Genomic DNA, 25,848 nt, shown 5'->3' on the forward strand with positions numbered 1-25,848 from the left:
GGCGCTGGGTCGCTGCGGAGGAGGTGGGCGTCGGCGCTCCGGCCGGCCGCTCCCCGCGGACGGGGGAGGTCAGGCGGCGAGCGCGAAGGACGCCGGCGGTCCGCGGCGGCGGTCCCGGGCCAGCGGCAGGTCCTCGGTGGGCGCGTGCTCGGGCCTGGGCTCGGGCAGCGGCACCGCGGGCGCCGGGCGGGCGGGCAGCGGGGCGAGCAGCAGCAGCGCGCCCAGCGCGTGGGTGGCCAGCCGGGCCAGCGCGCCGACCAGGTCGGGCAGCCGCACCAGGGCGGCCTCGGCCAGCCGCAGGCAGAGCGCGCCGAGCAGCGCGACGGCCAGGTGCAGGGTCAGCAGCACCAGCTCCAGCAGCGCGGGCGCCAGGTCGAGCGCGCTCTGCGCGCCGCCGACCTGCCCGCCGCCGCAGACCATCAGGTCCAGCCCGCGGGAGGCGGCCGCCCGGTGCTCGACGCCGGGCGCCGGGGCACAGCTGGACTGGCCCAGGTTGAAGGTGGTGTTGAGCAGCAGTTGCACCGGCAGCAGCAGGGCGGCGATCTGCGCGAACCCGCGCTCGGCCCCGGCCGCCACCAGCGCGGCGAAGAACACGGCCACCACGGCCCCGGCCACCACGGTCAGCGGCAGCGGACGCCCGGTGACCACCACCTGCCCGGCCGCGGCCAGCGGAACGGCGAGCGCGGCGAAGAGCAGCGCCCGCAGCATCCGGGTCGTTCGGCAGGTGGTCACGGTCCGGAGTATGTCATGGGGCGGTCTGGCGAAGATAAGGTCGCACACTGCTCAAGCCCTGCTCGCACACCGCTCGGGCGAAAGGTCGCACACTGCTCGAGCCGCCACGGAGAGCGCCGTGATATCCACCCACGGTACCCCTCGGGGCCAACCCGAAGTCATCCCTGAGGAGTAAGCGCCGCAGGTTCGGGCGTGAAAACATGCATCGGTGACAAGGGGGACACCGCAGACTTCGACTGTCCGCAGGCCGGGCTGGCTCCGACCACGGACCATGATCACCATAGCGGCCGTACTGGTCTTCGCCCTGCTGGTCTACCTGCAGGGCACCCACTCCGCCGTGGACCCGGTCCGCCTGGTGGAGGGCGTGGACCAGCGCTGGACGGTACTGGCGGTGCTGGCCGCCGCCGCCAGCTATCCGGCGGCGGCCATGGGCTTCCTCGGCTTCGTGCCCGAGCGAATAGGGTTCGGCCGGGCCGCCCTGGCCCAGCTCGCGGGCTCCTTCGTCAGACTCGTCGCGCCGGGCGGCTTCGGCGGCGTGGCGCTGAACACCCGGCTGCTGCTGCGGGCCGGGATCGCCCCGGGCCCGGCGGCCTCCAGCGTCGGCGCGGGGGCGCTGATCGGCCTGGTGCTGCACCTGGGCCAGCTGGCCTTCTTCCTCTGGCTGACCGGCTTCCGCCCCGACCACCGCCGCTCCGACGACACCGTGGTCGGCTGGGTGCTGCTCTCCTCCCTGGCCGTGCTGCTGCTGCTCGCCCTCGCCCTGCTGGTCGCGCCCCGGCTGCGCCGCTGGGCGCTGCGCAAGCTGGTGCCGCTGACCGAGGGCGCGCTGGCCCGGCTCTGGGAGCTGGCCCGCCACCCGCGCCACCTGGCGGTCGGCGTGGTCGGCCAGGTGCTGATCTCGATGACGCTGATCTCGGCGCTCTACTGCTGCGTCCGCGCGACCGGCGCGCACCCCTCCTTCGCCACCGTCGCGGTCGCCTTCCTGCTCGGCAACGCGCTGGGCTCGGCGGTGCCCACCCCGGCCGGCATGGGCGGGGTGGAGCTGGCCACGGCCGCGCTGCTGGCCGAGACCACGGGGCTGGGCAACACCATCGCCCCGGTGGTGCTGTTCCGGATCATCACCGTGCTGCTGCCGGTGCTGCCGGGCTGGCTGGCCTTCGGCATCCTGCAGCGACACAAGGCGCTCTGAACCCCCGTCAGGGCCCGCGCTGCCCGAGGATGGTCTGACTTGACGACCAACCACCCTGGGGAGTGACGGAATGACGACCGAGTACGACGTGATCGTGCTGGGCGCCGGCCCGACCGGCGAGAACGTGGCGGACCGGACCAGGGCGGCGGGCCTGCGCACCGCCGTGGTGGAGCACGAGCTGGTCGGCGGCGAGTGCTCGTACTGGGCCTGCATGCCCAGCAAGGCGCTGCTGCGCCCGCCGGCGGCGCTGACCGCCGCCCGCGCGGTGGCCGGCTCCCGGGAGGCGGCCACCGGCGGGCTGGACGCGGCCGCCGTGCTGGCCCGCCGGGACTCCTTCGCCTCGCACTGGAAGGACGACGGCCAGGTCTCCTGGCTGGACGGGATCGGCGCCGAACTGATCCGCGGCGCCGGGCGGCTGGACGGCGATCGGCGGGTGCTGGTGCGCACCCCCGAGGGCGGCGAGCTGGCGCTGACCGCCCGGCACGCGGTGGTGGTCTGCACCGGCAGCCGGGCCGTGCTGCCGGAGCTGCCGGGCCTGGCCGAGGCCCGCCCGTGGACCAGCCGGGAGGCCACCAGCTGGCCGACCGTGCCGTCCCGGCTGGTGGTGGTCGGCGGCGGGGTGGTCGGGGTGGAGATGGCCACCGCCTGGCGGGCGCTGGGCGCGGAGGTGGTGCTGCTGGTCCGCGGGCAGGCGCTGCTGCCGAAGTTGGAGCCGTTCGCCGGCGAGCTGGTCGCGGCGGGGCTGCGGGCGGCCGGCGTGGAGGTGCGGTTCGACACCGAGCCGGCCGCCGTGCACCGGGACGGCCCGCAGGTGACCGTGGAGCTGGCCGGCGGCGGGCGGCTGGTCGCCGAGGAGGTGCTGTTCGCCACCGGCCGGGCGCCGCGCACCGAGCACCTGGGTCTGGCCAGCGTGGGCCTGCGGGACGGCGACTGGCTGGCGGTGGACGACAGCTGCGCGGTGACCGGGGTGCCGGGCGGCTGGCTGTACGCGGCCGGGGACGTCAACCACCGGGCGCTCCTCACCCACCAGGGCAAGTACCAGGGGCGGATCGCCGGGGCCGTGATCGCCGCCCGGGCGGCCGGCCGGCCGCTGGACACCGCGCCCTGGGGCGCGCACGCGGCCACCGCCGACACCGCGGCGGTGCCGCAGGTGGTCTTCACCGAGCCGGAGGTGGCGGCGGTCGGACTGACGGCCGAGCAGGCCGAGCGGGCGGGCCGCCCGGTGCTCGTCGCCGACTACCAGCTGGGCCAGGTGGCGGGCGCCGCGCTGGTGGCGGACGACTACCAGGGCAGGGCCCGGCTGGTGGTGGACCGGGAGCGCCGGGTGGTGCTGGGCGCCACCCTGGTCGGCCCCGGGGTGGGCGAGCTGCTGCACGCGGCGACGGTGGCGGTGGCCGGCCAGGTGCCGGTGGACCGGCTCTGGCACGCCGTGCCCGCCTACCCGACGGTGAGCGAGATCTGGCTCCGGCTGCTGGAGACGCTGCGCGACCTCCCGGCGGAATAGCCCGGGGGCCGGGCTCGTTGGGGCGAGCATGACTACCGTGGAGCTGACCAAGGACAACTTCGACCAGGTCGTGAACGAGGACTCCTTCGTTCTGATCGACTTCTGGGCGTCCTGGTGCGGACCGTGCCGCCAGTTCGCCCCGGTCTACGACAAGGCCGCCGAGGCCCACCCGGACGTGGTGTTCGGCAAGGTCGACACCGAGGCCCAGCAGGAGTTGGCGGCCGCCTTCAACATCACCTCGATCCCGACCCTGGCGATCGTCCGGGAGAACGTCCTGGTCTTCGCGCAGGCCGGGGCGCTGCCGGCGCCGGCCCTGGAGAACCTGATCCAGCAGGCCAAGCAGCTGGACATGAACGAGGTGCGGGCGAAGATCGCCGCCGAGAACTGAGGCTCCACCAGCCCCTGACGCTGCGTCGGAAGTCGAGCCGATCGACTTCCGACGCAGCGTCAGCGCGTCACACACGGAGCGTCACCGACCGCTCGCAGACTGGTCGCCATGATCCGACTCCGCACCGCCGCCGTGGCGGCCCTCGCGTTCTCGCTCACCGGCCTGCTGGCCCCGGCGCCCGCCCTGGCCGCCGGGCGGCCGCCGCACACCCACGCGTCGACGGCCGCCCGGACCCCGGCGTCCGACAAGGTCAACGCCTTCTTCAGCGACTACTGGTCCGCCGTCGAGGACGGCGACCCGGTCCGGGCCTACGACGTCCGCCGCCAGTACCTGACCGACTACCTCAACGGCAAGCTCGACGAGTGGGCCGCCGAGCACGGCGCCGACCCGGTCTTCCGCTCGCAGCAGGTGCCCACCGACTGGGCGGTCGCCCAGGGCGACAGCGGCGCCGGCCACACCACGGTGGTTCTCACCGAGTACTTCCCGGACGAGAGCACCCTCCAGGTCCGCTACCAGCTGCGGCTGGCCGATCTGGCCATCGACGACATCGAGGACTCACCCTCATAATCACATGTAGGACCACCAAGAAGAACCACTAATAATCCCAACCCCGGTCCCGGGAGCACCGCCCGACCCAGTGCGGCGCTCCCACCCCGCCCCGGCCACCGCCGGGACCGGACCGGGCCGAACCACATCGAACGGCCACCCTGATGTCCTCTGACTCCCACCGGACCGACTCCCACTCCGGTGACTCCCTGCCCGTCATCGACCTCTCCGCCGCCGACGGCAGCCCGGCCGAGCGCGCCGCCCTGCACTCGGCACTGCACCGCGCGGCCACCGAGGTGGGCTTCTTCCACCTGGTCGGCCACGGCATCGACGCGGCGGAGACGGCCCGGCTGACCAGCGCGATGCACGCCTTCTTCGCCCTCCCCGAGGCCGACCGGCTGGCCCTGAGCAATCTCAACTCCCCGCACTTCCGCGGCTACACCCGGATCGGCGCCGAGCGCACCGGCGGCCGCAGCGACTGGCGGGACCAGCTGGACATCGGCCCCGAGCTGCCCGCCCACCGACCGGCGCCGGGCGATCCGGAGTACTGGCTGCTGGAGGGCCCCAACCAGTGGCCGGCCGCGCTGCCCGAGCTGCGGGCGGCCGCGCTGCACTGGATGGACCGACTCAGCGAGGTGGCCCGGCGGCTGCTGCACGAGCTGCTGACCGCGATCGGCGCCCGGCCCGACTTCTACGACCCGGCCTTCGAGGACCGCCCCGCGCTCCACCTCAAGCTGGTCCGCTACCCGGGCGCCGCCCCGACCGGCGGCGGCCAGGGCGTGGGCGCGCACAAGGACTACGGCTTCCTCACCCTGCTGCTCACCGACGGCGTGCCGGGGCTGCAGGTGGAGATGCCGGACGGCGGCTTCCTGGACGTGCCGCAGCTGCCCGGCGCCTTCGTGGTCAACCTCGGCGAGCTGCTGGAGGTGGCCACCGACGGCTACCTGAAGGCGACCAACCACCGGGTGGTCAGCCCGCCCGGCGGGGCCGAGCGCTACTCGGTGCCGTTCTTCTACAACCCGCGCCTGGACGCCCACATAGCGCCGCTGGAGTTCCCGCACTCGCACCACGCTCCCGGGGCCACCGACGACCCGGCCAACCCGCTGCACGCGGAGTTCGGCTGGAACGAGCTGAAGGGGTACCAGCGGGCCCATCCCGAAGTCGCCCGCCGCTACTACGCACACGCCTGACCGGACCCGCACACGCCTGACCCGGTGGGGACGCCACTGCTACTGTCACAGCAGGACTGTCCCACCAGGAGCACCCTTGCGCCTCACCGTTGACGAACTCGCCGCCCGCGCCGGGGTGACCGTGCGGACGCTGCGCTTCTACAGCGGCCGGGGCCTGCTGCCGCCGCCGGAGCTGGGCCCGCGCCGGGTCGGCTGGTACGGGCCGGAGCACCTGGACCGGCTGGAGCTGATCGAGGAGCTGCAGCGCCAGGGGCTCACGCTGGCCGCGATCGAGCGCTACCTGGCGCAGCTCCCGGCCGACGTCGGCGCGCTGGACCTGGCGATCCACCGCGCCCTGGTGGCCTCCTGGACCCCGGAGCACACCGAGGAGGCGGACACCGCTCAGCTCGCCCGCCGGGTCGGGCGCGAGCTGAGCGCCGCCGACCTGGACCGGCTGGTGGCGATGGGGGCGCTGCACCGCACCGACCGGCCGGAGGTCTTCCGGGTCGACCCCGGGCTGCTGCCGCTCGGCGCCCGGGTGCTGGACCTGCCGATCCCGCTGGAGACCATCCTGGCCACCCGGGCGGTGGTCCGGCTGCACAGCGAGGCGACCGCCCGCGAGCTGCACCGGCTCTTCCGGGAGACCGTCTGGAAGCCGTTCCGGGAGGGCGAGCCGTCCCCTGCCGAGGTCGACCGGATGCGCGAACTGACCGGCCGGATCGAACCGTTGCTGGCCCAGGCGCTGGTCACCGCGTTCCACCGCTCGCTGGCCGAACAGCTGGCGGACGAGGCCCCCGGGCCCGCGGAGGACTGAGCCGGCGGGCCTCGTTCGCCTGCCATCGTCTTTCCGCCACGCCCTTCGGGCGGTGGCTGATCATATGTCGCGAGGACCTCAGGTGCTATGTCATACGGCATTGAATGTATGACATGTCACATGAGACGGTGCTCACACCTCCACCGAGTCCAAGACCTCCTCCGACCCCCACCAAGGAGTGCCGATGCGTCAGCCTTCCCGGCTGCCGAAGACCCTGGCCCTGCTGGCCGCCGCGACCACCGCGGCCGCCGGCTTCGCGGCCTCTCCCGCCTTCGCCGCCCCCACGGTGAAGGCCGGTCAGGTCACCCAGGCCCCCACGGCCGCACACCCCAGCGGCATCGCCCCCACCGGCGCCGCCTCCGGCCTCGACACCGACGCCGCGACCCAGGTCGGCAAGCTCGCCCCCGCCCTGATCCCCCCGCGCTCCCCCCAGTCGGCCGCCCCCAAGGCCCCGGCTCCCAAGCTCGCCAAGGGTCCCGTCCGGGCCCAGGGCGCGGCCGGACCGGCCGCCGCAGCCGGTGCAGCCAACACCTCGTGCAACCCGTCCGACTTCAGCGGCCGGAGCGGTTCGGACCTGGTCAGCTACATCCAGGGCTCGACCATCGACTGCATCAGCTCGCTCTTCCTCATCACCGGCGGCGACGCCAACGGTGTGTTCCGGGAGAGCCAGATGATCGCCGCCGCCAACGGCCTGCGCAGCGCCGCCGCTTCCTACGACGGAACCAACGCGACCGGCGTGCACCAGCTGGCCTACTTCCTCCAGGCCGGCTACTACGTGCAGTACTACCACCCGAGCGACGTCCCGGCTTACTCGGCCGCGCTGACCAGCGCCGTGCAGGCCGCCCTCGACGCCTTCGTGGCCGGCCCGCACTTCCTGGACGTCAGCGACGGCAACGGCGAGGTCGCCGGCGGGATCATGGTCCTGATCGACAGCGCCAACCTCCAGGCCCGCTACCTCAACGCCTACAAGCAGGTGCTGAACGCGTACAACAGCTCCTGGGACGCGTCCTGGTACATGGTGAACTTCGCCAACAGCATCTACACCCCGCTCTTCCGCGGCCACCAGAACGCCGACTACGTCGCCGCGGTGACCGCCGACCCGAGCATCATCACCGCGCTGGACAGCTTCGCGCTGAACCACACCGCACTGCTCGGCGGCGCCAACTCCTTCCTGGACTCCAACGCGGGCCTGGAGATGTCCCGGTTCAGCGAGCACCCGGCGCTGCTCAACACCGTCAAGCCGCTCGCCAAGGGCCTGATGGACGTCTCGAAGATCGCCGGCCCGACCGCCCCGCTCTGGGTCGGCGTCGCCGGCATGCTCAACTACTACGACAAGGCCGACTGCTCGTACTTCGGCACCTGTGACCTGCCGACGCAGCTGAAGGCGGCGGCGCTGCCGATCGACCACGCCTGCGACTCGACGCACGACATCCTGGCGCAGAGCATGACCGATGCCGACCTGGCCGCGGTCTGCGCCAGCCTGCAGGGCCAGGACGGCTTCGCCCACAGCCTGTTCAAGGACAACGGCCCGATCGCCGGCCAGTACGAGAACACCCTGCAGATGATCACGTTCGCCTCCCGGCAGGACTACGTGACCTACGCGGGCGGCATCTTCGGCATCGACACCAACAACGGCGGCATGACGCTGGTCGGCACCGACGTGACCGACCCGAACAACAAGCCGATCTCCATCACCTACCAGAGCGGTGACAACGGCTTCACGGCCGGCGTGTGGAACCTCAACCACGAGTACACCCACGCCCTGGACGGCCGGCTGGACATGAAGGGCAACTTCACCGCCCAGACCGCCGTGCCGAACATCTGGTGGATCGAGGGCGTCGCCGAGTACGTCTCCTACAGCTACCGCAACCTCACCGACACGGGCGCGATCGCCGAGGCGCCCAAGCACACCTACAACCTCAGCACCCTGTTCCAGACCACATACGGCAACAGCAACAGCACCCGCACCTACCCGTGGGGCTACCTGGCCGTCCGCTTCATGTTCGAGAAGCACCCGGACGTCATCTACACCATGCTCGGCCACTTCCGCACCGGTGACTACACCGGCGGCTACGCGGTCTACAACTCCATCGGCACCGCCTACGACGCCGAGTTCAACAGCTGGCTGGACGCCTGCGCCGCCGGCGCCTGCACGGTGGGCGGCGCCCCGACCGCCGCCTTCACCGCCGCGCCGACCCAGCTGGCCGTGCAGTTCGACGACCAGTCCACCGAGGCCGGCAGCGGCCACGTCACCGGCTGGTCCTGGAACTTCGGCGACGGCGCCACCGCCACCACCCAGAACCCCTCGCACACCTACGCCACGGCCGGCAGCTACAACGTCGGCCTCACCGTGACCGACAGCAACGGCAAGACGGCGAGCATCACCCAGTCCGTCACCGTCAGCGCCGGCTCGAGCACCGGCGGCGGCGGCACCGCCCCGTGCACCGACCCCAACCCCCAGGCGATGGGCCAGAACTGCTCGCGGACCAACCTCTCCGCGACCGCCGGCAACCTGGACTACTTCTACATCTACCTGCCGGCCGGCACCAGCACCCTGAAGGTGAACAGCTCGGGCGGCAAGGGCACGGCCTACCTGATCTACAACCCGTACAACTGGGCCACCCCGAACGCCTACTACAACGGCTCCACCACCTACGGCACCGCCGACCAGAGCCTGACCGTCACCAACAGCACGGCCGGCTACCGCTACATCAGCCTCTACGCGCAGACCGACTTCAGCGGCGTCACCCTCACCACGCAGTACTGACCCGCGGTCACCCGCCCAGCGGCCCGGAGCCCCCCACGGCTCCGGGCCGCTCCGCCGTTCAAAGCGCTATGCATCCGAACTGACCGTCGGATAATGTCCGCGCGTGACTGAGGAACAACCGGCCAAGGAGCCGGGCATGTCGGTGGATGCGCAGGTGGTGTCGGCACTGGTGATGGGCGCGGTGCTGGTCGCGGGGTTCTTCGTGCTGCAGAAGCACGAGGAGGGCGCCGACCGGGCCAAGGCGGCAGCCTGCAAGCCCGCGGCCGCCGACGACTCGCCCCGCTACCCCGCGCTCTGCGCCGCACTGAACCGCGCCGACCTGCCGCTCCTGGTCGGCACGCCCGCCGAGCGGGTCAGCGTCGCCGGGCCCGGCCTCTCGCACTGGACCGGCGCGGACGGGACCAGGCAGGTCGTCCACTGCGCCGAGGTGCAGATCGGCCAGGTCTCCATCCGCCTCACCGAGGACGACGAGGAGGACGTCACCGACGCCGAGATCATGGGCTCCGCGGCGCACCACCGCTCCCAGGTCCTGGGCCACCTCAGCACCACCTATGAGATGGGCACCATCGGCTTCAGCTTCTCGCTCGGCGGCGGCTCCTCCTCCGGCAAGAGCGCGCCGGGCGGCGTCGCGCACAACCTGGTGGTCGGCAAGCACCCGAACGGGCGCGGCGGTTCGTACGAACTCGCGATCTGGCGCCAGGACACCGGCACCCCGGACGACGCCGGCCTCTACCGGGTCGCCGCCGCCGTTCTGCCCACCCTGCCGGGCTGGGACCCGAGCACCACGGACCCTCGGCTAGAGTCCGATCACTGACCACCGGCCGACGCCGGTGCACGGCCTGGGGGCGGGGAGATGGACGAGCGCACGGAACGGCAGCCCGAGGGGGCCTGGGCCCTGTCGGACCTCGAACTGGTCAGCAGTTCCACGCCGGTGGTCTCCAGGCCCGCCGACCCCTGGGCGGCGACGGGTCAACCCGCCCAGCAGCCAAGGCAGTTCGCCGGTCGGCCGGTGGTTCCCGGGATCAACCCGCTCGCCATCGCCGCCCTGGCCACCGGACTCACCCTCCTGCTCTGGCCGTTCGCGCTGGCGCTGGGCATCGGCAGCCTGCTGCAGATCCGCAGGAGCCGCGAGCGCGGCCGCCGACTCGCCCTCGCGGGAGTGGTGTTGGGCGTGGTCGGGCTGCTGGCGAGCTGCCTCGCCGCGGGCCTGTCGGCGGGGCACCGCAACGGCGCCGCCCCCGCTCCCGTGCCGTCCGTCGCCGACACCGAACTGCCCGCCCCGAGCGGCATCTTCAGCTGGCTCCCCGGCGACTGCTTCACCGAGCGGTGGAGCGGCGGCCTCGCCGAGCGGACCCAGACCTCCTGCGCCGAGCCCCACTACGGCGAGGTGTTCGCCACCAGCACCGTGGCCGGCGGCAGATACCCGGGCACGATCGCCGCGCAGAGCCAGGCCGCGGAGAACTGCGAGCTCGCCGAGCGCGGGTACATCACCGACGACTGGACCCGCGACTCGCTGGCCGGCTCCCTCCCGATCCGCTTCGTCTACCCCGACTCCGAGGCCGTCTGGGCCCGGAGCCACGCGGTGCTCTGCTTCCTCACCAGCGCCGACGGCAGCGACAGCACCGGCCTGCACCGCTTCGACACCTCGGTGCTCACCCCGGACCAGCAGGCCGTGCTCGAAGCCGTCCACCTGCTGGACCTCCAGCAGGGCCCGCTGACCGTCCCGGTCACCGACCCGGCGCAGGCCCAGGTCACCGCCCAGCAACTGGTCCGGGTGCTCTCCACCACGATGACCGAGATCGGCGACACCGACTGGTCCGTCACCGCCGCGGACACGGCCGCCGCCCTGCACAGCGCCCTCCAGGGCGACACGGCGGCCTGGACGGCGGCCGCCGCCGCGACCGGCGACGACCGCCTCACCGCCTACCGGGACGCGCTGCGCGACCACAACCCGCTCGCCGCCGACGGCGCCGCCCGCCACGCCGTCGGCCTGATCGACCACGACACCCCCGGCACGCGGCCCGACTCCGCCCCGGATCGCGCCCCGGGGACCGCCGACTCGTCCTCCTGAGCGCGCCCCGGGTGTGACGCCGGGGCGCGTCGCGGCGCTGGGAGACATGAGACGCGTGCCGCCCGGCGCGCGGCAGCAGGTGCTGCTGCCGCTGCTCGCCCCGGTGGTGGACGTCTTCGCGGTGTACGGCCTGGTCTTCCTCGACCCGGCCCGCGTCCTCGGCCTCTGGGCCGCCTTCCTGGCCGTCCAACTGGCCATGGGCGTCTACGCGTTCCGGCTGGACCGGGAGCGGCTCGGCCCGCTCTGGAGCCTGCCGCTGCAGCAGTTCGTCTACCGGCAGCTGATGTACCTGGTGGTGATCCAGTCGGTCTTCACCGCCCTGGCCGGCACCCGCCTGCGCTGGCAGCGGATGCAGCGCTACGGGTCGTTGCGGGTGCCGGCGGGCGGCAGGTAGCGGGCGGCCAGCGCCTGCACGGTGGCCGCGATCCGCTCGCGCAGCTCAACCGGCTCCAGCACCTCCACCTCGGCGCCCAGCCGCAGGAACTCACCGTGCGCATGCTCGACCGACTCGATCGGCACCCGCACCTCGCCGGGCTCCACGCCCAGGCGCCGAGCGCCATCCGCCGTCAACCGCACCAGCGCCTCCCCGGTGTGCAGCCGAGCGCGGAAGTCGGCCAGGTAGCCGTTCCAGTACTCGGCGAGCACGAACCCGTCCGGCACCTCGAACTCCTCCTCCAACTCTCGGTATCCGATGATCTGATCAACGCGATACGTCCGAATCCCGGTCGCTCCGCCCGCCACCAGGTACCAGCGCCCGGCCTTCAGCACCAGCCCGTACGGCTCCACCCGCCGCTCGATCTCCTCCGGCGCCCGCCACCGCCGGTACCGGATCACCACGGCCCGCCCGGTCCACACCGCCCCGGCGACCGCCACCAGGTGCGGCGTGCTGTCGGCGTCCCCGTACCAGCCGGGCGCATCGAGCAGGAACCGCTCCTGGATCCGCCCGGCCTGCTCCCGCAACCCGGCGGGCAGCGCCGCCCGCAGCTTCAGCTGTGCGGTGGCCAGCGCCTCCCCGAGCCCCAGTTCGGCGGCGGCCCCGGGCAGTGCGGCCAGGAACGCGGCCTGTGCCTCGTCCCCGGTCAGCCCGGTCAGCCGGGTCCGGTAGCCGTCCACCAGCCGGTAGCCGCCGGCGTGGCCGGCCTCGCCGTAGAGCGGGATGCCGGCGGCGCCCAGCGCCTCGACGTCCCGGTACACCGTGCGGACGGAGACCTCCAGCTCGTCCGCCAACTGCCGGGCCGTCATCCGCCCCCGGTCCTGCAGCAGCAGGAGCAGGTTGACCAGCCGACTCGCTCGCATGCCGACCATCCTCCCACTCCACTGACAGCAGATGTCAGCGAACCGCCCCTACCCTGCCACGCATGATGATCGTCGAACTCCGCCAGTACACCCTGCACCCCGGCGCCCGCGAGACCCTGATCGAGCTGTTCGAGCGCGAGTTCGTCACCGGCCAGGAGGCGGTCGGCATCACCGTGGGCGGCCGCTTCCGCGACCTCGACGATCCGGACCGCTTCGTCTGGATCCGCGCCTTCCCGGACATGGCGACCCGCCGCCGCGCCCTGGAGGCCTTCTACACGGGCCCGGTCTGGCGCGAACACCGCGACGTTGCCAACGCCACGATGCTCGACAGCGACGACGTGCTGCTGCTGCGCGGCCCGTCCTTCACCCCGCCGGCGGACGCCAAGGAGGTCATCGCCACGATCTGCGTCCTCAGGGACCCCGCCGCCTTCGACGCGTTCGCGGCCGAGCACCTGAACCCGCGCCACGCCCTCCACCGCACCGAGCACCGGGAGAACGACTTCCCCGCCCTCCCGGTCCGCACCGGTTTCGACGCCCGGGTGTGGTTCGGGGAGACCGAGGAGCCGCCGGCGCCGGTCCTGCAGCGGCTGCGCCTGGAGCCGGTAGCGGGTTGAGCGGTTCGGCACTGGGAGTACGGTCCCGTGCCCGGCCCCGACCCGGAGCAGGTTCCTGGGCCCGGTTTCGTCCTCTGCGCCGACGGATTGACGGTCCGTCGGATGGTCCTCTTGGAGGGCGCCGGAACGAGCTCCGGCGCCCTACCCAGAGGGGCTTTCCGATGAACGAACTCGCAGGTCCGACCCGTTTCCGCGCCGGCCGGCGCGGGGCTGCGGCGGCCGTGGCCGCGGTGGCCGCCGCCCTGCTGGGCGCCGGCGTGGCACCGGCTCCGGCCGCCGCCGCACCGCGCCCGGACAACGTGCAGCAGCACCTGGAGGCGCTGGTCAAGGCGGACGGGGTGCCCGCGGCCCTCGCCACCGTCAAGGGCCGTGACGGCCGCACCCGCACCTACACGGCCGGCGTCGGCAACGCGGCCACCGGGGCCGGGGTCCCGGTGGACGGGCAGGTGCGGATCGGCAGCAACACCAAGGTGTTCACCGCCGTCGTCGTCCTGCAGCTGGTCGCCGAGGGCAAGGTCGGGCTGGACGCGCCCATCGACACCTACCTGCCCGGCCTGGTGCGCGGCGAGGGCATCGACGGCCGCACCATCACGGTCCGCCAACTGCTCCAGCACACCAGCGGCCTGCCCGACTACCTGGACCACGACGCCGTGCTCAACGCCCCGCAGCGCTACTACGAGCCGCGTGAACTCCTCGACACCGCGCTCGCGAAGAAGGCCGACTTCGCCCCCGGCACCCAGTGGGAGTACAGCAACACCAACTACCTGCTGGCGGGCCTGATCGTCCAGAAGGTCACCGGCCGCCCGCTCTTCGAGGAGGTCACCGAGCGCGTCATCGACCGGATCGGCCTGCGCCACACCTACTTCCCGGTCCCCGGGGACATGACGGTCCACGAGGCTCACCCCGAGGGCTACCTGCGCGCCGCGGACGGGTCGCTGCGCGACTACACCAAGCTGGACCCGTCCTGGGCCTGGGCGGCCGGTGCGATCGTCTCGACCAACACGGACCTCACCAAGTTCTACGGCGCACTGCTCGGCGGCCGCCTGCTGCCCGCGGCCCAGCTCGCCCAGATGCGCACCACCGTCCCCGCCGACGTGGAGGGCCCGGGGGTCCGCTACGGACTCGGCCTGATGAGCCGCCCGCTCTCCTGCGGCGGCCTCGCCTGGGGGCACGGCGGGACGATCCCGGGCTACTACAGCGCCGGCGGCGCGACCGACGACGGCCGGGCCGTGAACCTCACCGTGACCACCCTCCCGGACGATGCCACCGCGCAGCACGTGGGTCAGGCGGTGGACGATGCGCTCTGCCACTGACACCCCGCAGCACTGGGCGCGGCGCATCCGCCTCCTGCGGTACGCCACGACGGCCGCGGCCGCGGCCGGGCTCGCCCTGACCGCCTTCGCCCCGTCCCCGGCCTCCGCCGCACCGCGCCCGGACGGCGTGCAGCAGCGCCTGGACGCGCTGGTCAAGGCGGACGGGATGCCCGCCGCCCTCGCCACCGTCAAGGGCCGCGACGGCCGCAGCCGCACCTACACCGCCGGGATCGGCGACCTTGCCACCGGCGCCCCGGTCCCGGTCGACGGGCAGATCCGGGCCGGCAGCAACACCAAGGCCTTCGTCGCCGTCGTCGTGCTGCAGCTCGTCGCCGAGGGCAGGGTCGGGCTGGACGCGCCCGTCGACACCTACCTGCCCGGCCTGCTGCGCGGCGACGGCATCGACGGACGGAACATCACGGTCCGTCAGCTGCTCCAGCACACCAGCGGCCTGCCGGACTACCTGGAGGCGCCCGCGCTGGCCGACTTCACCACCATCCAGTACCGGTACTTCGAGCCGCGCGAGCTGCTCGACGGGGCGCTCGCCCTGAAGGCCCGGTTCGCCCCCGGCAGCCAGTGGGAGTACAGCAACACCAACTACCTGGTGGCCGGCCTGATCATCCAGAAGGTCACCGGCCGCCCCTTCGGCGAGGAGGTCACCAAGCGCGTCATCGACCGGATCGGCCTGCGCCACACGTACGTCCCGGCCACCGGGGAGACCTCCCTCCGCGAGCCCCACCCGCACGGCTACCTGAACACCGGCCCGAACGCGCCGCTGGTCGACTACACCGACATGGACTCGTCGATGGCGTGGGCGGCGGGAGCGGTGGTCTCCACCAACACCGACCTCAACACCTTCTACAGCGCGCTGTTGGGCGGCCGCCTGCTCCCCGCCGCCCAGCTCGCCGAGATGCGCACCACCGTCCCGGCCGAGTTGATCGGCCCGGGGGTCCGCTACGGCCTGGGGTTGCAGAGCAGACCGCTGAGCTGCGGCGGCCTGGTGTGGGGGCACGGCGGCACCGCGCCGGGGTACCGGACCCGGGGCGGGGTGACGGAGGACGGGCGGGCGGTCGATATGGCGGTCACCACCGTGCCGGATGACGCGGTCGCGAAGCACATGACGGATGCGGTGGACGCGGCGCTCTGCGGCTGACGGGCGGGGGCCGGGGCAGCGAAGGGGGGGCTGCCCCACCACTGCCACGCGGCGGCGTCGAGTGACTTGGAGAACCGCGCGCGTGTAGTCGCGAGTCTGCAAGAGGCCGTGGAGAATGCCGGGGGTGTAGGCCCGGAAACGGGTGGACCGCTCGTGCAGCGGCAGGACCATCTCCTGGGCGTGCTTGAGCCCGCTGCGCTCCATCCGCCCGCCACTCGGTGAACATCGTCTCGACCGAACGGAGACTGGCCACCAGGTCTTCGGCCTGGCCGTCAGCACTGCAGGCGCGGCACCAGTCCCGGATGTCCTTCTCGGAGGGCGCTGTGATGGCGTTTTCGATACGGGAACACTTCGATTTGCTCCACCCGCAGAGGAGGGCGAGCGCAAGCCCGGTCAGCTGGGCATCCTGGCGGACTTCCCGGAGCCGGTCGGCGAGAGCCTTCCGGGCCTGCTGAACGCTCGACGAGCGGGAGGTACGCATGACGGTTCGGCTACGTGAGGACGTAGTCCTGATGGGGCGTTGCCCGTTGCCAGACAGTCTCGAAAGCGCTCTTCACCAGCTGCACGACACCGGGGTCGGTCGTCCATTCCCTGCCGACCGGGTCCCCGTCGCCGGAGAACATGGTGAACATGACCTTCGAGTCATCGAACATCCACAGGTCATTTCCCGGCAGGGCGATATCGGACGCCAACCGGCGTGGGAGCCAGCGGACTTGCTCGCCGATGGCCACATTGAGAAAGGTGACGTGATGCTCGTACCGGATGTAGTCCGTCACCGGCTCGGAGACGATCCGCGCCCGGCGCATCACAACACCCCGATCCATGGCGCCGAGGGCCGGCCTGGTGAACCCGTCGAACCATGCCGGTCGGTCGTCGGGGCCGTAGCGCAGGCCTTCGCGATAGCGCTGGAACTGGGGGTCGTTGGGGGTGTACCGGACAACGGTCTCGTGCTCGGGCACGTCCGTCGAGTGCCCGGGGATCGAACCGACCTCCTTGCAGCGGCGCAGGTCGTCCTCACTCGCCCTGTAGGTCTGAATGAGCAGATCACCGTTGGCCGGGTCGCGCCAGATCGTCGGCGACTCGACCTCTGGTGTGTTGGAGATGATCCCGATGAACTCAAGAGGCCCCATGCCACTCCCTGTGCTGCTGGGTCCACGTGGTTGCACCGCCCGTTGACCAATCCTGGCGGGCGGGCGCACTGTGCGTCAGCTGATTGGCCGAAGTGGGCAACCAGGCGCTCCGTCACAAGGGCAACGGAGCGCCGTTTCGGCCAATGCGGAAGCGTCGGTGCGTAGTTAGGGAGTCTGAAGGAGGTGGTCTGCCTCGCCGGCCTTGATGGCGAGGATGAGGGCGCGGAGGGCGGGGAGGGTGTCGGTGATGGCGTGGGCCTCATCGCCCGCCACGGAGATGTAACCGTTGCCCTCCTCGTCGGTGCCGAGGCGGAAGCATGAGTTGCCCTCGCCGCAGAACGGCTCTTCCCAGGTGATGGCGGACATGGAGCTTCTCCTTACAGTTGGTGGGCGATCTCGCGAATGAGATCACGGGACTGCCCCGGGCTCAGTGCCAGTTCTTCCAACCGGTCGAGTTGCGCACGGTATTTCGCCAGTTGACTCTCTGCCGAAAGGAACTCGGGACCGTGGGCTCGGTCCACCTGCACGGTATCCAGCTGCGGGACGGGGCCTTCCGCATAGAGAGCCGTCTGACCAGCACCGGGAAACGCTCCATGGTCGAACGGGATGACGATCAGCGTGATGTTCTCCCGCTCCGAGATCGCAGCCAGGTGTTCCAGTTGGGTTCGAGCGGACTTCCGACCGCCGAACTGCATCCGCAGCGCGGCTTCGTGGAGGATCGCGACGTACTCGGTCGCACCCGCTTGGACAATCTGCTGACGCTCCGCACGGTGAGCGAGCCTCAAGCCCACCTCGTGCTCCGGCAAGCTCGGGAGCACGGCGCGGAAGACCGCGATCGCGTGGTCAGCCGTCTGCAGCAGGCCAGGGATGTGCACCGTATCGGTGGTCCGCAACCTGGTCGCGTGAGCCTCGAGTTCCGCGATGTCGAGCATCCCCTGCGACAGCGTCCCCCGGTACTTCTCCCACCACCCCTTCGCTCCCGGTGTGACCATCTCCACCAGCGCCTCGACGTACTTCTCGTCGGAGCAGTCACAGTTGAGCGCGAGCGTGCGCAGTCTCTCGGGGCTGATCGATCGCTGACCCGACTCCATATTGGAGATCTTGGCCCGATCCACACCGAGCAAGCCGGCCGCCGTCTCGGCGCTCATGCCCGCTGCTGTGCGGATCTTCCGCAGTTCGCTCCCCACCCGCTTCTGACGCTCGGTGAGAACCACCCTGGTGGTCATGCCGTTCCTTCCGCGAGACGTCGGGCCAGTCTGCCGCGAGACGATGCACATTCACCATCTCGGGGAGAGTTTCCCGGATCTGCTGGCAAATTTGCCCCCCACTGAGCTACGTTCAGTATCGCATGAGTCACACAAGGCTATGCGTATCTCCCCGTGCCCTGACCAGGAGTCAGCCATGCCCGGAACCTCCCCGCTCCCCATCCCCGCCATCCCCGCCATCCCCGCCCACTGGCGCTTCCCCGCCCGCCTCCCCTCCGTCTCCCAGGCCCGCTGGGCCGTCGCCGCCGCTCTCCCCGCCACCTGCTCCCGCCAGACCTCCTACGAACTCCGCCTCCTCACCTCCGAGATGGTCACCAACGCCATCCGCCACGGCACCCTCGCCGACGAGGACGAGATGATCGAGCTCACCTTCTGGACCGGCGACGACCACTACTGGATCGCCGTCTCCGACCCCGGCTCCACCCCCACCACCCTCCCCGCCGCCCCCACCGCCCCCGACCTGCTCTCCTGTGACGGCCGCGGCCTCCTCCTCATCGACGCCCTCAGCGACGCCTGGGGCGTCTCTCCCCGCGCCGTCCGCGGCAAGTCCGTCGTCGCCGGCATCCGCGTCTCCACGAACTGAATCCCCCGGAAGCGCAGAACGGCCGCCCCACCCGCAGGCGGAACGGCCGAACAGCACAGGCACACAGCAGTAGCAGCAGCAATCAGCTCAGGCAGCGCACGGTGCCCTTGTGCAGCTCGCCCCCGCGCACGGCGCTCGCGTCCGCGCTGACCGGGTACGAGTAGTAGGTCACCGCGGTCTTCGCCTTCAGGTTCACGGTCAGCGCGATGGTGAGACCGCCCTGGTCGTTCCAGTTCACCACGTACACGTTCTTCGCGACCTCGGCGTAGGCGATCGCGACCGTGTTCACCACGCCGACCACCGCGCCGGACTGCCCGGCCGCCTCGATGGTGCCGGTGACCTTGCTGCCGTCGGCCGCGAAGTCGAAGCGGGTCTCCAGGCCGTTGTCCAGCGTGACGTCCAGCGACTTGCCGACCAGGCCGGTGCAGCACTCGGCGATCGCCTTGGCGGTCGAGGCCTGGGCGGTGGACGCGGTGACCGAGTTGGCCACGGTGAGGGTGGCGGTGGCGACCAGCGCGGCGGCCGCGTAGGTGGTGATCCGCTTGAGAGTCATGGTTCCGTGCTCCCGAAGGACGAACTGTGGGTTGGGAGCGCAGGCTTTCAGCCGCCCCAAAGGGCACGCTAAAACCACACGCTCCCCACCCACCCCCACCTGCCTCAGTCCTTGAACGTCCCGCCCTCCGCCGCCACCCGCTCCAGCATCGCCGACGGCGCGAAGCGCTCGCCGTAGGCGGCGGCCAGCTCCCGGGCCCGCGCGGCGAAGCCGGCCGGGCCGCCGTCGTAGCCGTTGATGTACTGCAGGACGCCGCCCGTCCAGGCCGGGAAGCCGATGCCCAGGATGGAGCCCACGTTGGCGTCGGCGACCGAGGTCAGCACGCCCTCCTCCAGGCAGCGCACACTGTCCAGGGCCTCGGCGAAGAGCATCCGCTCGATCAGGTCCTCGAACGGCGGCTGCTCCTCGGGAGCGGCCACGGGAAAGTGCTCGGCCAGGCCCGGCCAGAGGCGACCGCGCTTTCCTGCCTCGTCGTACTCGTAGAAGCCGGCGCCGCCGCTGCGGCCCGGGCGGTCGAACTCCTCGACCATCCGGTCGAAGACGACGTCCGCCGGGTGGGCCCGCCATTCGCCGCCCGCCTCCTCGACGGCCCGCCGCGCCTCGCCGCGGATCTTGCGGGGCAGGGTCAGCGTCAGCTCGTCGATCAGCGAGAGCACCTTGGCGGGGTAGCCGGCCTGGGCGGCGGCCTGCTCGATCGAGGCGGGCGCGACGCCCTCGGCGACCATCGCCACGCCCTCGTTGAGGAACTGGCCGATCACCCGGGAGGTGAAGAAGCCGCGCGAGTCGTTCACCACGATCGGGGTCTTGCCCAACTGCCGCACCAGGTCGAAGGCGCGGGCCACCGCCTCCTCGCCGGTCCCGACGCCCCGGATGATCTCGACCAGCGGCATCTTGTCCACCGGCGAGAAGAAGTGCAGGCCGATGAAGTCGTTCGGCCGGTCGACTCCCTCCGCCAGCAGGCTGATCGGCAGGGTGGAGGTGTTGGAACAGAGCAGCGCGTCGGGCGCGAGCACGCCCTGCACCTCCTGGAACACCTTGTGCTTGAGCTCGACGTTCTCGAACACCGCCTCGATCACCGCGTCGCAGCCCGCCAGGTCGGCGACCTCGGCGGTCGGGGTGATCCGGGCCAGCAGCTCCGCGCGCTTCGCCTCGGTGCTCCGGCCGCGCGCCACGGCCTTGTCCAACAGCCCCGCGGAGTAGGCCTTTCCACGCTCGGCGGCCTCCACCGTGACGTCCTTGAGCAGCACCTGCATGCCCGCCTTGGCGCAGGCGTAGGCGATGCCCGCGCCCATCATCCCGGCGCCCAGCACGGCGACCCGCTCGACCTTCCGGGGCGGCACGCCCGCCGGGCGGGAGGCGCCGGCGTTGACGGCGTTCATGTCGAAGAAGAGCGCCTGGATCATGTTCTTGGAGGTCTGGCCGGTGGCCAGCTCGGTGAAGTAGCGCGCCTCGATGACGAACGCGGTGTCCACGTCCACCTGGCTGCTCTCCACCGCGGCCGCCAGCACGTTGCGCGGGGCCGGGTAGGGCGCGCCGTTCAGCTGCTTGCGCAGGTTGGCCGGGTAGGCAGGGAGCTGGGCGGCCAGCGCGGGGGTGCGCGGGGTGCCGCCCGGGATCTTGTAGCCCTTGACGTCCCAGGGCTGCTGGGCGGTCTCGTGCGCGGCGATCCAGGCATGCGCCTTGGCGAGCAAGTCCTCCTGATCGGAGGCGAGTTCGTGGACGAGTCCGGCCTCGACGGCAGCCGCCGGGCGGTACTGACGGCCCGTCAGCAGCCACTTCAGCAGCGCGTCGGCGATACCCAGCAGCCGCACCGAGCGGACCACCCCGCCGCCGCCCGGCAGCAGGCCGAGGGTGACCTCGGGGAAGCCGATCCGGCTGCTCGGCGCATCCAGCGCGATCCGGTGGTGGCAGGCCAGGGCCAGCTCCAGACCGCCGCCCAGCGCACTGCCGTTGATCGCGGCGACCACCGGCTTGCCCAGCGTCTCCAGGGTGCGCATCGCCTGCTTGAGACGCAGCGAGTTGGCCAGGAACTCCTCGGCGTCGGCCGGGCGCAGGGCGCTGAGCAGCTTCAGGTCGCCGCCGGCGAAGAAGGTCTTCTTGGCCGAGGTGATCACCACGCCGCGCAGGTTCTCGGTGGCGGCGAGGCGGGCCACCACCTGCGGGAACTGCTCGGTGAAGGCCGCGTTCATGGTGTTGACGGACTGGCCGGGGTCGTCCAGGACGAGGGTGACCACGCCGTCCTGGTCCTGCTCCCAGCGGATCGGGTTCTGCTCGCTCATCTCAGTTGCTCCAGGGTCTGGTTCGGGCTGGGAGGTCAGATGCGTTCGACGATGGTGGCGACGCCCATGCCGCCGCCGACGCAGAGGGTGACCAGTCCGTAGCGCAGCTCCCGGCGCTCCAGCTCGTCGATCAGGGTGCCCAGGATCATCGCGCCGGTGGCGCCGAGCGGGTGGCCGAGCGCGATCGCGCCGCCGTTGACGTTCACCTGCTCGTGCGAGAAGCCGAGTTCGCCCATGAACCGGAGCACGACGGAGGCGAAGGCTTCGTTGATCTCGACCAGGTCGATGTCCTCGGGCCGCAGGCCGGCCTTGGCCAGCGCCTTGCGGGTGGCGGGAGCGGGGCCGGTGAGCATGATGGTCGGCTCGGAGCCGGAGACCGCGGCCGAGACGATCCGGGCGCGCGGGCGCAGCCCGTACCGCTCGCCGATCTCGCGCGAGCCGATCGCGACCAGCGAGGCGCCGTCCACGATGCCGGAGGAGTTGCCGGCGGTGTGCACGTGGTCGATCTGCTCGACCCAGTGGTACTTCTGCAGGGCGATGGCGTCGAAGCCGCCCTGGTCGCCGATGGCGGCGAAGGCGGGCTTGAGCCCGGCCAGGGTCTCCACCGTGGTGCCCGGGCGCAGGTACTCGTCGCGGCCCAGCACCACCAGGCCGTTGCGGTCGAGCACCGGCACCACCGAGCGGTCGAAGAGGCCGTCCGCCTGCGCCTTGGCGGCGCGGGCCTGGGACTCGGCGGCGAAGGCGTCCACATCGGTGCGGGAGTAGCCGCCGAGGGTGGCGATCAGGTCGGCGCCGATGCCCTGCGGGACGAAGTTGACCGCGTAGGCGGTCATCGGGTCCATCATCCAGGCGCCGCCGTCGGAGCCCATCGGCACCCGGGACATGGACTCGACGCCGCCGGCCAGCACCAGGTCCTCGAAGCCCGAACGGACCTTGGCGGCGGCCAGGTTGACGGACTCCAGGCCGGAGGCGCAGAAGCGGTTCTCCTGCACGCCGGCGACGGTGTCGGGCAGGCCGGCCGCGATCGCGGCGATCCGGGCGATGTCGGAGCCCTGGTCGCCGTGCGGGCTGACCACGCCGAGCACGATGTCGTCGATGGCGGCCGGGTCGAGGCCGGGCAGCCGCTGCTGGATCTCCTTGATCAGGCCGACCACGAGGTCGATCGGCTTGGTGCCGTGCAGGGCACCGCCTGCCTTGCCGCGTCCGCGCGGGGTGCGGATCGCCTCGTAGACGTACGCTTCGGTGCTCACGATGGCCTCTCTGGGTGGTCGGGCTGGTGCTGCTGGAGCGTGGTCCTGGGGGCCTTGGCGGCCCTGGGGGGGCTGGGGCCCTGCTACTGATCCTGGTCCTGCTGCGGCACGAGGCCGGGGACGTCCCACTCCCGGGCGACCTCGGCGGTGTCGGCGCCCGGGACGGCCGGGGGCCGGCGCAGTTCGCCGGGGGTGGCGGAGAACCGCGGGGCGGGGGCGGGCTGGGTGACGCCGTGCCAGGTCGGGTAGGTGCCGCGGGCGGTGAGGTGCGGGTCGGCGGCGGCCTGGGCGAGCGTCAGGACTTCGGTGACGCAGGCGTCGGAGCCGGCGAAGACCTCGCGCCACTCGGCGGAGGTGCGAGCAGCGAACCGGAACGAGATCAGTGCTCTCAATTCGGGCCACCGCTCCGTGTCGTACTGCGCGGGCGCGTCCTCGGGCAGCTCCAGCAGCCGGGCGAACTCGGCGTAGAACTGAGGCTCCAGCGCGCCGACGGCGAACTGGCCGCCGTCGCGCGCCTGGTAGACGGCGTAGCACGGGGCGCCGCCGTCCAGCAGGTTGACGCCGCGCCGGTCCTGCCAGGCGCCCTGCGCGAGCAGCCCCCAGAACAGCGTGCCGAGGTGCGCGGTGCCGTCGACGACCGCCGCGTCCACCACCTGCCCGGCGCCGGTGCCGCGGGCGTGGTGCAGGGCGGCGAGCAGGCCGACCACCAGGTAGAGCGAGCCGCCCGCGTAGTCGCCGAGCAGGTTGGCGGGGATCGCGGGCGGGCCGCCCGCCGGGCCGATCATGCCGAGCGCGCCGGTGAGCGCGATGTAGTCGATGTCGTGCCCGGCGGTGGCGGCGAGCGGGCCGCTCTGGCCCCAGCCGGTCATCCGGCCGTAGACCAGCGCGGGGTTGCGGGCCAGGCAGGCCTGCGGGCCGACGCCCAGCCGCTCGGCGACGCCGGGCCGGTAGCCCTCGATCAGCAGGTCGGCCCGCTCGACCAGGGCGAGCACCCGCTCGGCGCCGTCGGCCGCCTTGAGGTCCACCAGCACCGAGCGCTTGTTCCGGTTGGCCAGGTCGAACCGGTGCGGCTGCGCCAGCGGCGACCCGCCGGGCCGGTCCACCCGCACCACGTCCGCGCCGAGGTCGCCGAGCAGCATCGCCGCGAACGGCCCCGGCCCGATCCCGGCGAGCTCGACCACCCGCACCCCGGCGAGCGGCCCGCCGGCACCGGCAGAACCCGCACCCGTCGTGCCGGTACTGGCCCCGACCACGCGACCGCCTCCTCGCGAGCGTGACAGTGAAGCTGTAACACTCGGGATCGTATGCCGGTGACTCGCGAGTAACAAGGGTGGACACCACGCTCCGTCCGACCGGCGCGCCGATGTTCAACCAGATCGACCACCGGATCCTGCTGCGCTGGGGGCTTCGCCAGTACCGACCCGACGCCGGCCCGCGACACGACCCGCTGCTCACCGTCACCTGGAGCCCCGCCCGGACGGCGGCACCCTGCCGCTGCCGGTCCACGAGCAGCCGGCCGCCCCGCCGCTGGACCGCCTGCTCGGCCTGACGGGCCGTCGGCCGCGCTGACCGCCGGCCCCGGCACGCGGGTGGCGCCCGACCAGGCCTGACACCCCGTCGCGCCGGGCCCTAGGGTAGCCCGCATGGGTGAGTTGTTCGCTGGTGTGGGCGCGCTGTGGCGCGGGCAGGCGTGGGTGCTGCGGCGGCCGCGGTGGTGGCTGTTCGGGCTGGTGCCCGCGGTGATCGCGGCCGTGCTGGTCGGGGCGGTGCTGGGGGCGCTGGCCTGGTGGGCCTCGGACATCGTGGACGCCGCCACACCGTTCGCCGCGCACTGGAGCGAGGGGTGGCGGACGGCGTTCCGCGACCTGGCGACGGTGCTGCTGATCGGCGGCGGGGTGCTGGTGGCGGTGGTGGCCTTCACGGGGCTGACGCTGACCATCGGTCAGCCGTTCTACGAGCGGCTGGTCCGCGAGGTGGTCCCGCCGCCGGCCGGTGCGCCGGAAGTCGGCATGCTCGACGCCCTGCGCGCGGGGCTGCGGATCGGGCTGCGCACCGCCGCCTGCGCCGTCGGCCTCTTCCTGCTCGGCTGCGTGCCGCTGCTCGGGCAGGTGGCGGCGCCGGTGCTCGGGGTCTGCGTCACCGGGTACTTCCTCACCGTGGAGCTGACCGGCATCGCCTTCGACCTGCACGGGGTGCCGCCGGCCCGGCGGCTGAGCGGGCGGCGGATGCTGGCGGTCGGGTTCGGCGCGCCGCTGGTGCTGGCGTTCATGGTGCCGGTGGCCACCATCCTGCTGATGCCGGGGGCGGTGGCCGGCGCCGGGCTGCTGGTGGCCGACCAGCTCGCCCTGGCCGGCCCGCCCCGGCGACCCGAGCCGCCGCAGCAGCCGCACTACGCCGGCGCGTACCGGTGACCGACCTCGAACTGCTCGGGCTCTACGACCGCCAGCTGCGCGGCGGCTCCGACGACCCCGGCACGGTCAGCGAGCAGGACGGGCCGCTGGTCCGGGTGACCGGCGGCCACCCCGGGTCCGTCTCCGGCGCGCCCGACCTCGGGGTGCGCGGCGCCGAGCTGGACGCGCTGATCGCCCGCCAGGTCGCGCACTTCGCGGCCCGCGGCGAGGCGCTGGACTGGCAGGTGCGCGGGCACGACCGGCCCGCCGAGCTGCCGGACCGGCTGCTGGCCGCGGGCTTCGTGCCACAGGGCGAGGCCACCGTACTGGCCGGCGAGACGGCCCGGTTCACGGCCGCCGGGGAGCCGCCGGCCGGGGTGCTGGTGCGGCGGACCGCCGACCCGGCGGACGCCGGCCGGATCGCCGCGCTCTACTCCGAGGTCTGGCGCCAGGACCTCTCCTTCATCGGCGCGCTGCTGCGCGACCGGCTCGCGCACCGCCCGGAGCTGACCGCCGTGGTGCTGGCCGAGGCGGCCGACGGCGCGCTGGTGAGCGCGGGCTGGCTGAAGCTGCGCGAGGGCACCGACTTCGCCGGGCTGCTCGGCGGCTCCACCCTCGCGCCGTGGCGGGGCCGGGGCATCTACCGGGCGCTGGTCGCCGAGCGGGCCCGGATCGCGGAGCAGGCCGGCCGCCGCTACCTCAAGGTGGACGCCTCCGCCGACAGCGCGCCGATCCTGCGCGGGCTGGGCTTCCGGCAGCTCACCACCCGCACCATCTACCGCTGGACACCTCCCCCCAACGGGTGAGGCGGAGATCAACCGTTCGTCTGACGCGCACTCAGG

Annotated in this window: 26 protein-coding genes and 2 pseudogenes; 17 read left to right on the forward strand and 11 right to left on the reverse strand. The window is 72.6% G+C overall.

Annotation, left to right across the window (positions count from 1 at the left end; translation table 11 throughout):
* Window positions 1-69: 69 nt before the first annotated feature.
* Window positions 70-732, reverse strand: coding sequence for a hypothetical protein (locus ACFYNO_RS01285; protein WP_388003240.1), 663 nt, complete (start codon window positions 730-732; stop codon window positions 70-72).
* 271 nt (window positions 733-1,003) lie between these two features.
* On the opposite strand from ACFYNO_RS01285, the gene ACFYNO_RS01290 reads away from it, so the two are divergent.
* From ACFYNO_RS01290 to ACFYNO_RS01335, 10 genes are all read left to right on the forward strand, one after another.
* A complete protein-coding gene (locus ACFYNO_RS01290) occupies window positions 1,004-1,921 on the forward strand; it encodes a YbhN family protein (protein WP_388003243.1) in 918 nt (305 codons plus the stop codon).
* Window positions 1,922-1,991: 70 nt separating this feature from the next.
* On the forward strand, window positions 1,992-3,425 hold the full coding sequence (locus ACFYNO_RS01295; RefSeq protein ID WP_388003246.1) for a dihydrolipoyl dehydrogenase family protein: 1,434 nt from the start codon (window positions 1,992-1,994) through the stop codon (window positions 3,423-3,425).
* Between the two features lie 28 nt (window positions 3,426-3,453).
* Window positions 3,454-3,813 (forward strand): thioredoxin, encoded by a 360-nt coding sequence (gene trxA, locus ACFYNO_RS01300; RefSeq protein ID WP_388003249.1) that lies wholly within the window; start codon window positions 3,454-3,456, stop codon window positions 3,811-3,813.
* 108 nt (window positions 3,814-3,921) lie between these two features.
* Window positions 3,922-4,380 carry a hypothetical protein gene (locus tag ACFYNO_RS01305; RefSeq protein WP_388003252.1) on the forward strand — a complete coding sequence of 153 codons (459 nt, stop codon included), beginning with the start codon at window positions 3,922-3,924 and terminating at the stop codon, window positions 4,378-4,380.
* Between the two features lie 143 nt (window positions 4,381-4,523).
* Window positions 4,524-5,549, forward strand: a complete 1,026-nt coding sequence (locus ACFYNO_RS01310) for an isopenicillin N synthase family dioxygenase (protein WP_388003255.1) — start codon at window positions 4,524-4,526, stop codon at window positions 5,547-5,549.
* Window positions 5,550-5,625: 76 nt separating this feature from the next.
* Entirely contained in the window at window positions 5,626-6,342 is a 717-nt protein-coding gene (locus ACFYNO_RS01315) for a MerR family transcriptional regulator (protein ID WP_388003258.1), read from the forward strand.
* A gap of 184 nt (window positions 6,343-6,526) precedes the next feature.
* Window positions 6,527-9,109: a collagenase gene (locus ACFYNO_RS01320; protein ID WP_388003261.1), complete on the forward strand. Its 2,583-nt coding sequence runs from the start codon at window positions 6,527-6,529 to the stop codon at window positions 9,107-9,109.
* Between the two features lie 103 nt (window positions 9,110-9,212).
* Entirely contained in the window at window positions 9,213-9,923 is a 711-nt protein-coding gene (locus ACFYNO_RS01325) for a DUF6215 domain-containing protein (RefSeq protein WP_388003264.1), read from the forward strand.
* Window positions 9,924-9,962: 39 nt separating this feature from the next.
* A complete protein-coding gene (locus ACFYNO_RS01330; protein WP_388003267.1) occupies window positions 9,963-11,180 on the forward strand; it encodes a DUF4190 domain-containing protein in 1,218 nt (405 codons plus the stop codon).
* 46 nt (window positions 11,181-11,226) lie between these two features.
* The gene (locus ACFYNO_RS01335; RefSeq protein ID WP_388003270.1) at window positions 11,227-11,574 is read left to right on the forward strand and encodes a hypothetical protein; all 348 of its coding nucleotides are present in this window, start codon (window positions 11,227-11,229) and stop codon (window positions 11,572-11,574) included.
* On the opposite strand, the gene ACFYNO_RS01340 is transcribed toward ACFYNO_RS01335, so the two are convergent.
* Complete coding sequence (locus ACFYNO_RS01340; protein WP_388003273.1) at window positions 11,538-12,476, reverse strand: helix-turn-helix transcriptional regulator; 939 nt, start codon at window positions 12,474-12,476, stop codon at window positions 11,538-11,540. The genes ACFYNO_RS01335 and ACFYNO_RS01340 overlap by 37 nt on opposite strands.
* 62 nt (window positions 12,477-12,538) lie before the next feature.
* Here ACFYNO_RS01340 and ACFYNO_RS01345 point away from each other — a divergent pair, with 62 nt between their 5' ends.
* From ACFYNO_RS01345 to ACFYNO_RS01355, 3 genes are all read left to right on the forward strand, one after another.
* Window positions 12,539-13,090 carry an NIPSNAP family protein gene (locus ACFYNO_RS01345; protein ID WP_388003276.1) on the forward strand — a complete coding sequence of 184 codons (552 nt, stop codon included), beginning with the start codon at window positions 12,539-12,541 and terminating at the stop codon, window positions 13,088-13,090.
* A 161-nt stretch (window positions 13,091-13,251) separates the two neighbouring features.
* Window positions 13,252-14,403 (forward strand): serine hydrolase domain-containing protein, encoded by a 1,152-nt coding sequence (locus tag ACFYNO_RS01350; protein ID WP_388003279.1) that lies wholly within the window; start codon window positions 13,252-13,254, stop codon window positions 14,401-14,403.
* Window positions 14,387-15,556 (forward strand): serine hydrolase domain-containing protein, encoded by a 1,170-nt coding sequence (locus ACFYNO_RS01355; RefSeq protein WP_388003282.1) that lies wholly within the window; start codon window positions 14,387-14,389, stop codon window positions 15,554-15,556. Before ACFYNO_RS01350 ends, ACFYNO_RS01355 begins: the two co-directional genes overlap by 17 nt.
* A 105-nt stretch (window positions 15,557-15,661) precedes the next feature.
* Here ACFYNO_RS01355 and ACFYNO_RS01360 read toward each other — a convergent pair.
* The 5 genes and pseudogenes from ACFYNO_RS01360 to ACFYNO_RS01380 all read right to left on the reverse strand — a co-directional run.
* A pseudogene (locus ACFYNO_RS01360) lies at window positions 15,662-15,760 on the reverse strand (transcriptional regulator); the annotation flags it as partial.
* 121 nt (window positions 15,761-15,881) lie between these two features.
* A pseudogene (locus ACFYNO_RS01365) lies at window positions 15,882-16,037 on the reverse strand (helix-turn-helix domain-containing protein); the annotation flags it as partial.
* 10 nt (window positions 16,038-16,047) lie between these two features.
* On the reverse strand, window positions 16,048-16,686 hold the full coding sequence (locus ACFYNO_RS01370; RefSeq protein WP_388003285.1) for a DUF6879 family protein: 639 nt from the start codon (window positions 16,684-16,686) through the stop codon (window positions 16,048-16,050).
* 165 nt (window positions 16,687-16,851) lie between these two features.
* Window positions 16,852-17,052, reverse strand: coding sequence for a hypothetical protein (locus ACFYNO_RS01375; RefSeq protein WP_388003288.1), 201 nt, complete (start codon window positions 17,050-17,052; stop codon window positions 16,852-16,854).
* A gap of 11 nt (window positions 17,053-17,063) precedes the next feature.
* Window positions 17,064-17,912: a helix-turn-helix domain-containing protein gene (locus ACFYNO_RS01380; protein ID WP_388003291.1), complete on the reverse strand. Its 849-nt coding sequence runs from the start codon at window positions 17,910-17,912 to the stop codon at window positions 17,064-17,066.
* 175 nt (window positions 17,913-18,087) lie between these two features.
* On the opposite strand from ACFYNO_RS01380, the gene ACFYNO_RS01385 reads away from it, so the two are divergent.
* A complete protein-coding gene (locus ACFYNO_RS01385) occupies window positions 18,088-18,534 on the forward strand; it encodes an ATP-binding protein (protein WP_388003294.1) in 447 nt (148 codons plus the stop codon).
* An 82-nt stretch (window positions 18,535-18,616) separates the two neighbouring features.
* On the opposite strand, the gene ACFYNO_RS01390 is transcribed toward ACFYNO_RS01385, so the two are convergent.
* The 4 genes from ACFYNO_RS01390 to ACFYNO_RS01405 form a co-directional block, all read right to left on the reverse strand.
* Window positions 18,617-19,087: a hypothetical protein gene (locus ACFYNO_RS01390; protein ID WP_388003297.1), complete on the reverse strand. Its 471-nt coding sequence runs from the start codon at window positions 19,085-19,087 to the stop codon at window positions 18,617-18,619.
* Between the two features lie 104 nt (window positions 19,088-19,191).
* On the reverse strand, window positions 19,192-21,366 hold the full coding sequence (locus tag ACFYNO_RS01395; protein ID WP_388003300.1) for a 3-hydroxyacyl-CoA dehydrogenase NAD-binding domain-containing protein: 2,175 nt from the start codon (window positions 21,364-21,366) through the stop codon (window positions 19,192-19,194).
* A gap of 35 nt (window positions 21,367-21,401) precedes the next feature.
* Window positions 21,402-22,616: an acetyl-CoA C-acetyltransferase gene (locus ACFYNO_RS01400; RefSeq protein ID WP_388003303.1), complete on the reverse strand. Its 1,215-nt coding sequence runs from the start codon at window positions 22,614-22,616 to the stop codon at window positions 21,402-21,404.
* Between the two features lie 83 nt (window positions 22,617-22,699).
* Window positions 22,700-23,869 carry a CaiB/BaiF CoA transferase family protein gene (locus ACFYNO_RS01405; RefSeq protein WP_388003306.1) on the reverse strand — a complete coding sequence of 390 codons (1,170 nt, stop codon included), beginning with the start codon at window positions 23,867-23,869 and terminating at the stop codon, window positions 22,700-22,702.
* 77 nt (window positions 23,870-23,946) lie between these two features.
* Between ACFYNO_RS01405 and ACFYNO_RS01410 the strand changes: the two genes are divergently transcribed.
* From ACFYNO_RS01410 to ACFYNO_RS01420, 3 genes are all read left to right on the forward strand, one after another.
* Window positions 23,947-24,165, forward strand: a complete 219-nt coding sequence (locus tag ACFYNO_RS01410) for a hypothetical protein (protein ID WP_388003309.1) — start codon at window positions 23,947-23,949, stop codon at window positions 24,163-24,165.
* Window positions 24,166-24,259: 94 nt separating this feature from the next.
* Window positions 24,260-25,027, forward strand: a complete 768-nt coding sequence (locus ACFYNO_RS01415; protein ID WP_388003312.1) for an EI24 domain-containing protein — start codon at window positions 24,260-24,262, stop codon at window positions 25,025-25,027.
* A complete protein-coding gene (locus ACFYNO_RS01420) occupies window positions 25,024-25,812 on the forward strand; it encodes a GNAT family N-acetyltransferase (protein ID WP_388003315.1) in 789 nt (262 codons plus the stop codon). The genes ACFYNO_RS01415 and ACFYNO_RS01420 overlap by 4 nt, the downstream gene beginning before the upstream one ends.
* The last annotated feature ends 36 nt before the right edge of the window (window positions 25,813-25,848 follow it).

The sequence above is a fragment of the Kitasatospora sp. NPDC006697 genome (assembly GCF_042869935.1).
Taxonomy (GTDB): Bacteria; Actinomycetota; Actinomycetes; order Streptomycetales; family Streptomycetaceae; genus Kitasatospora.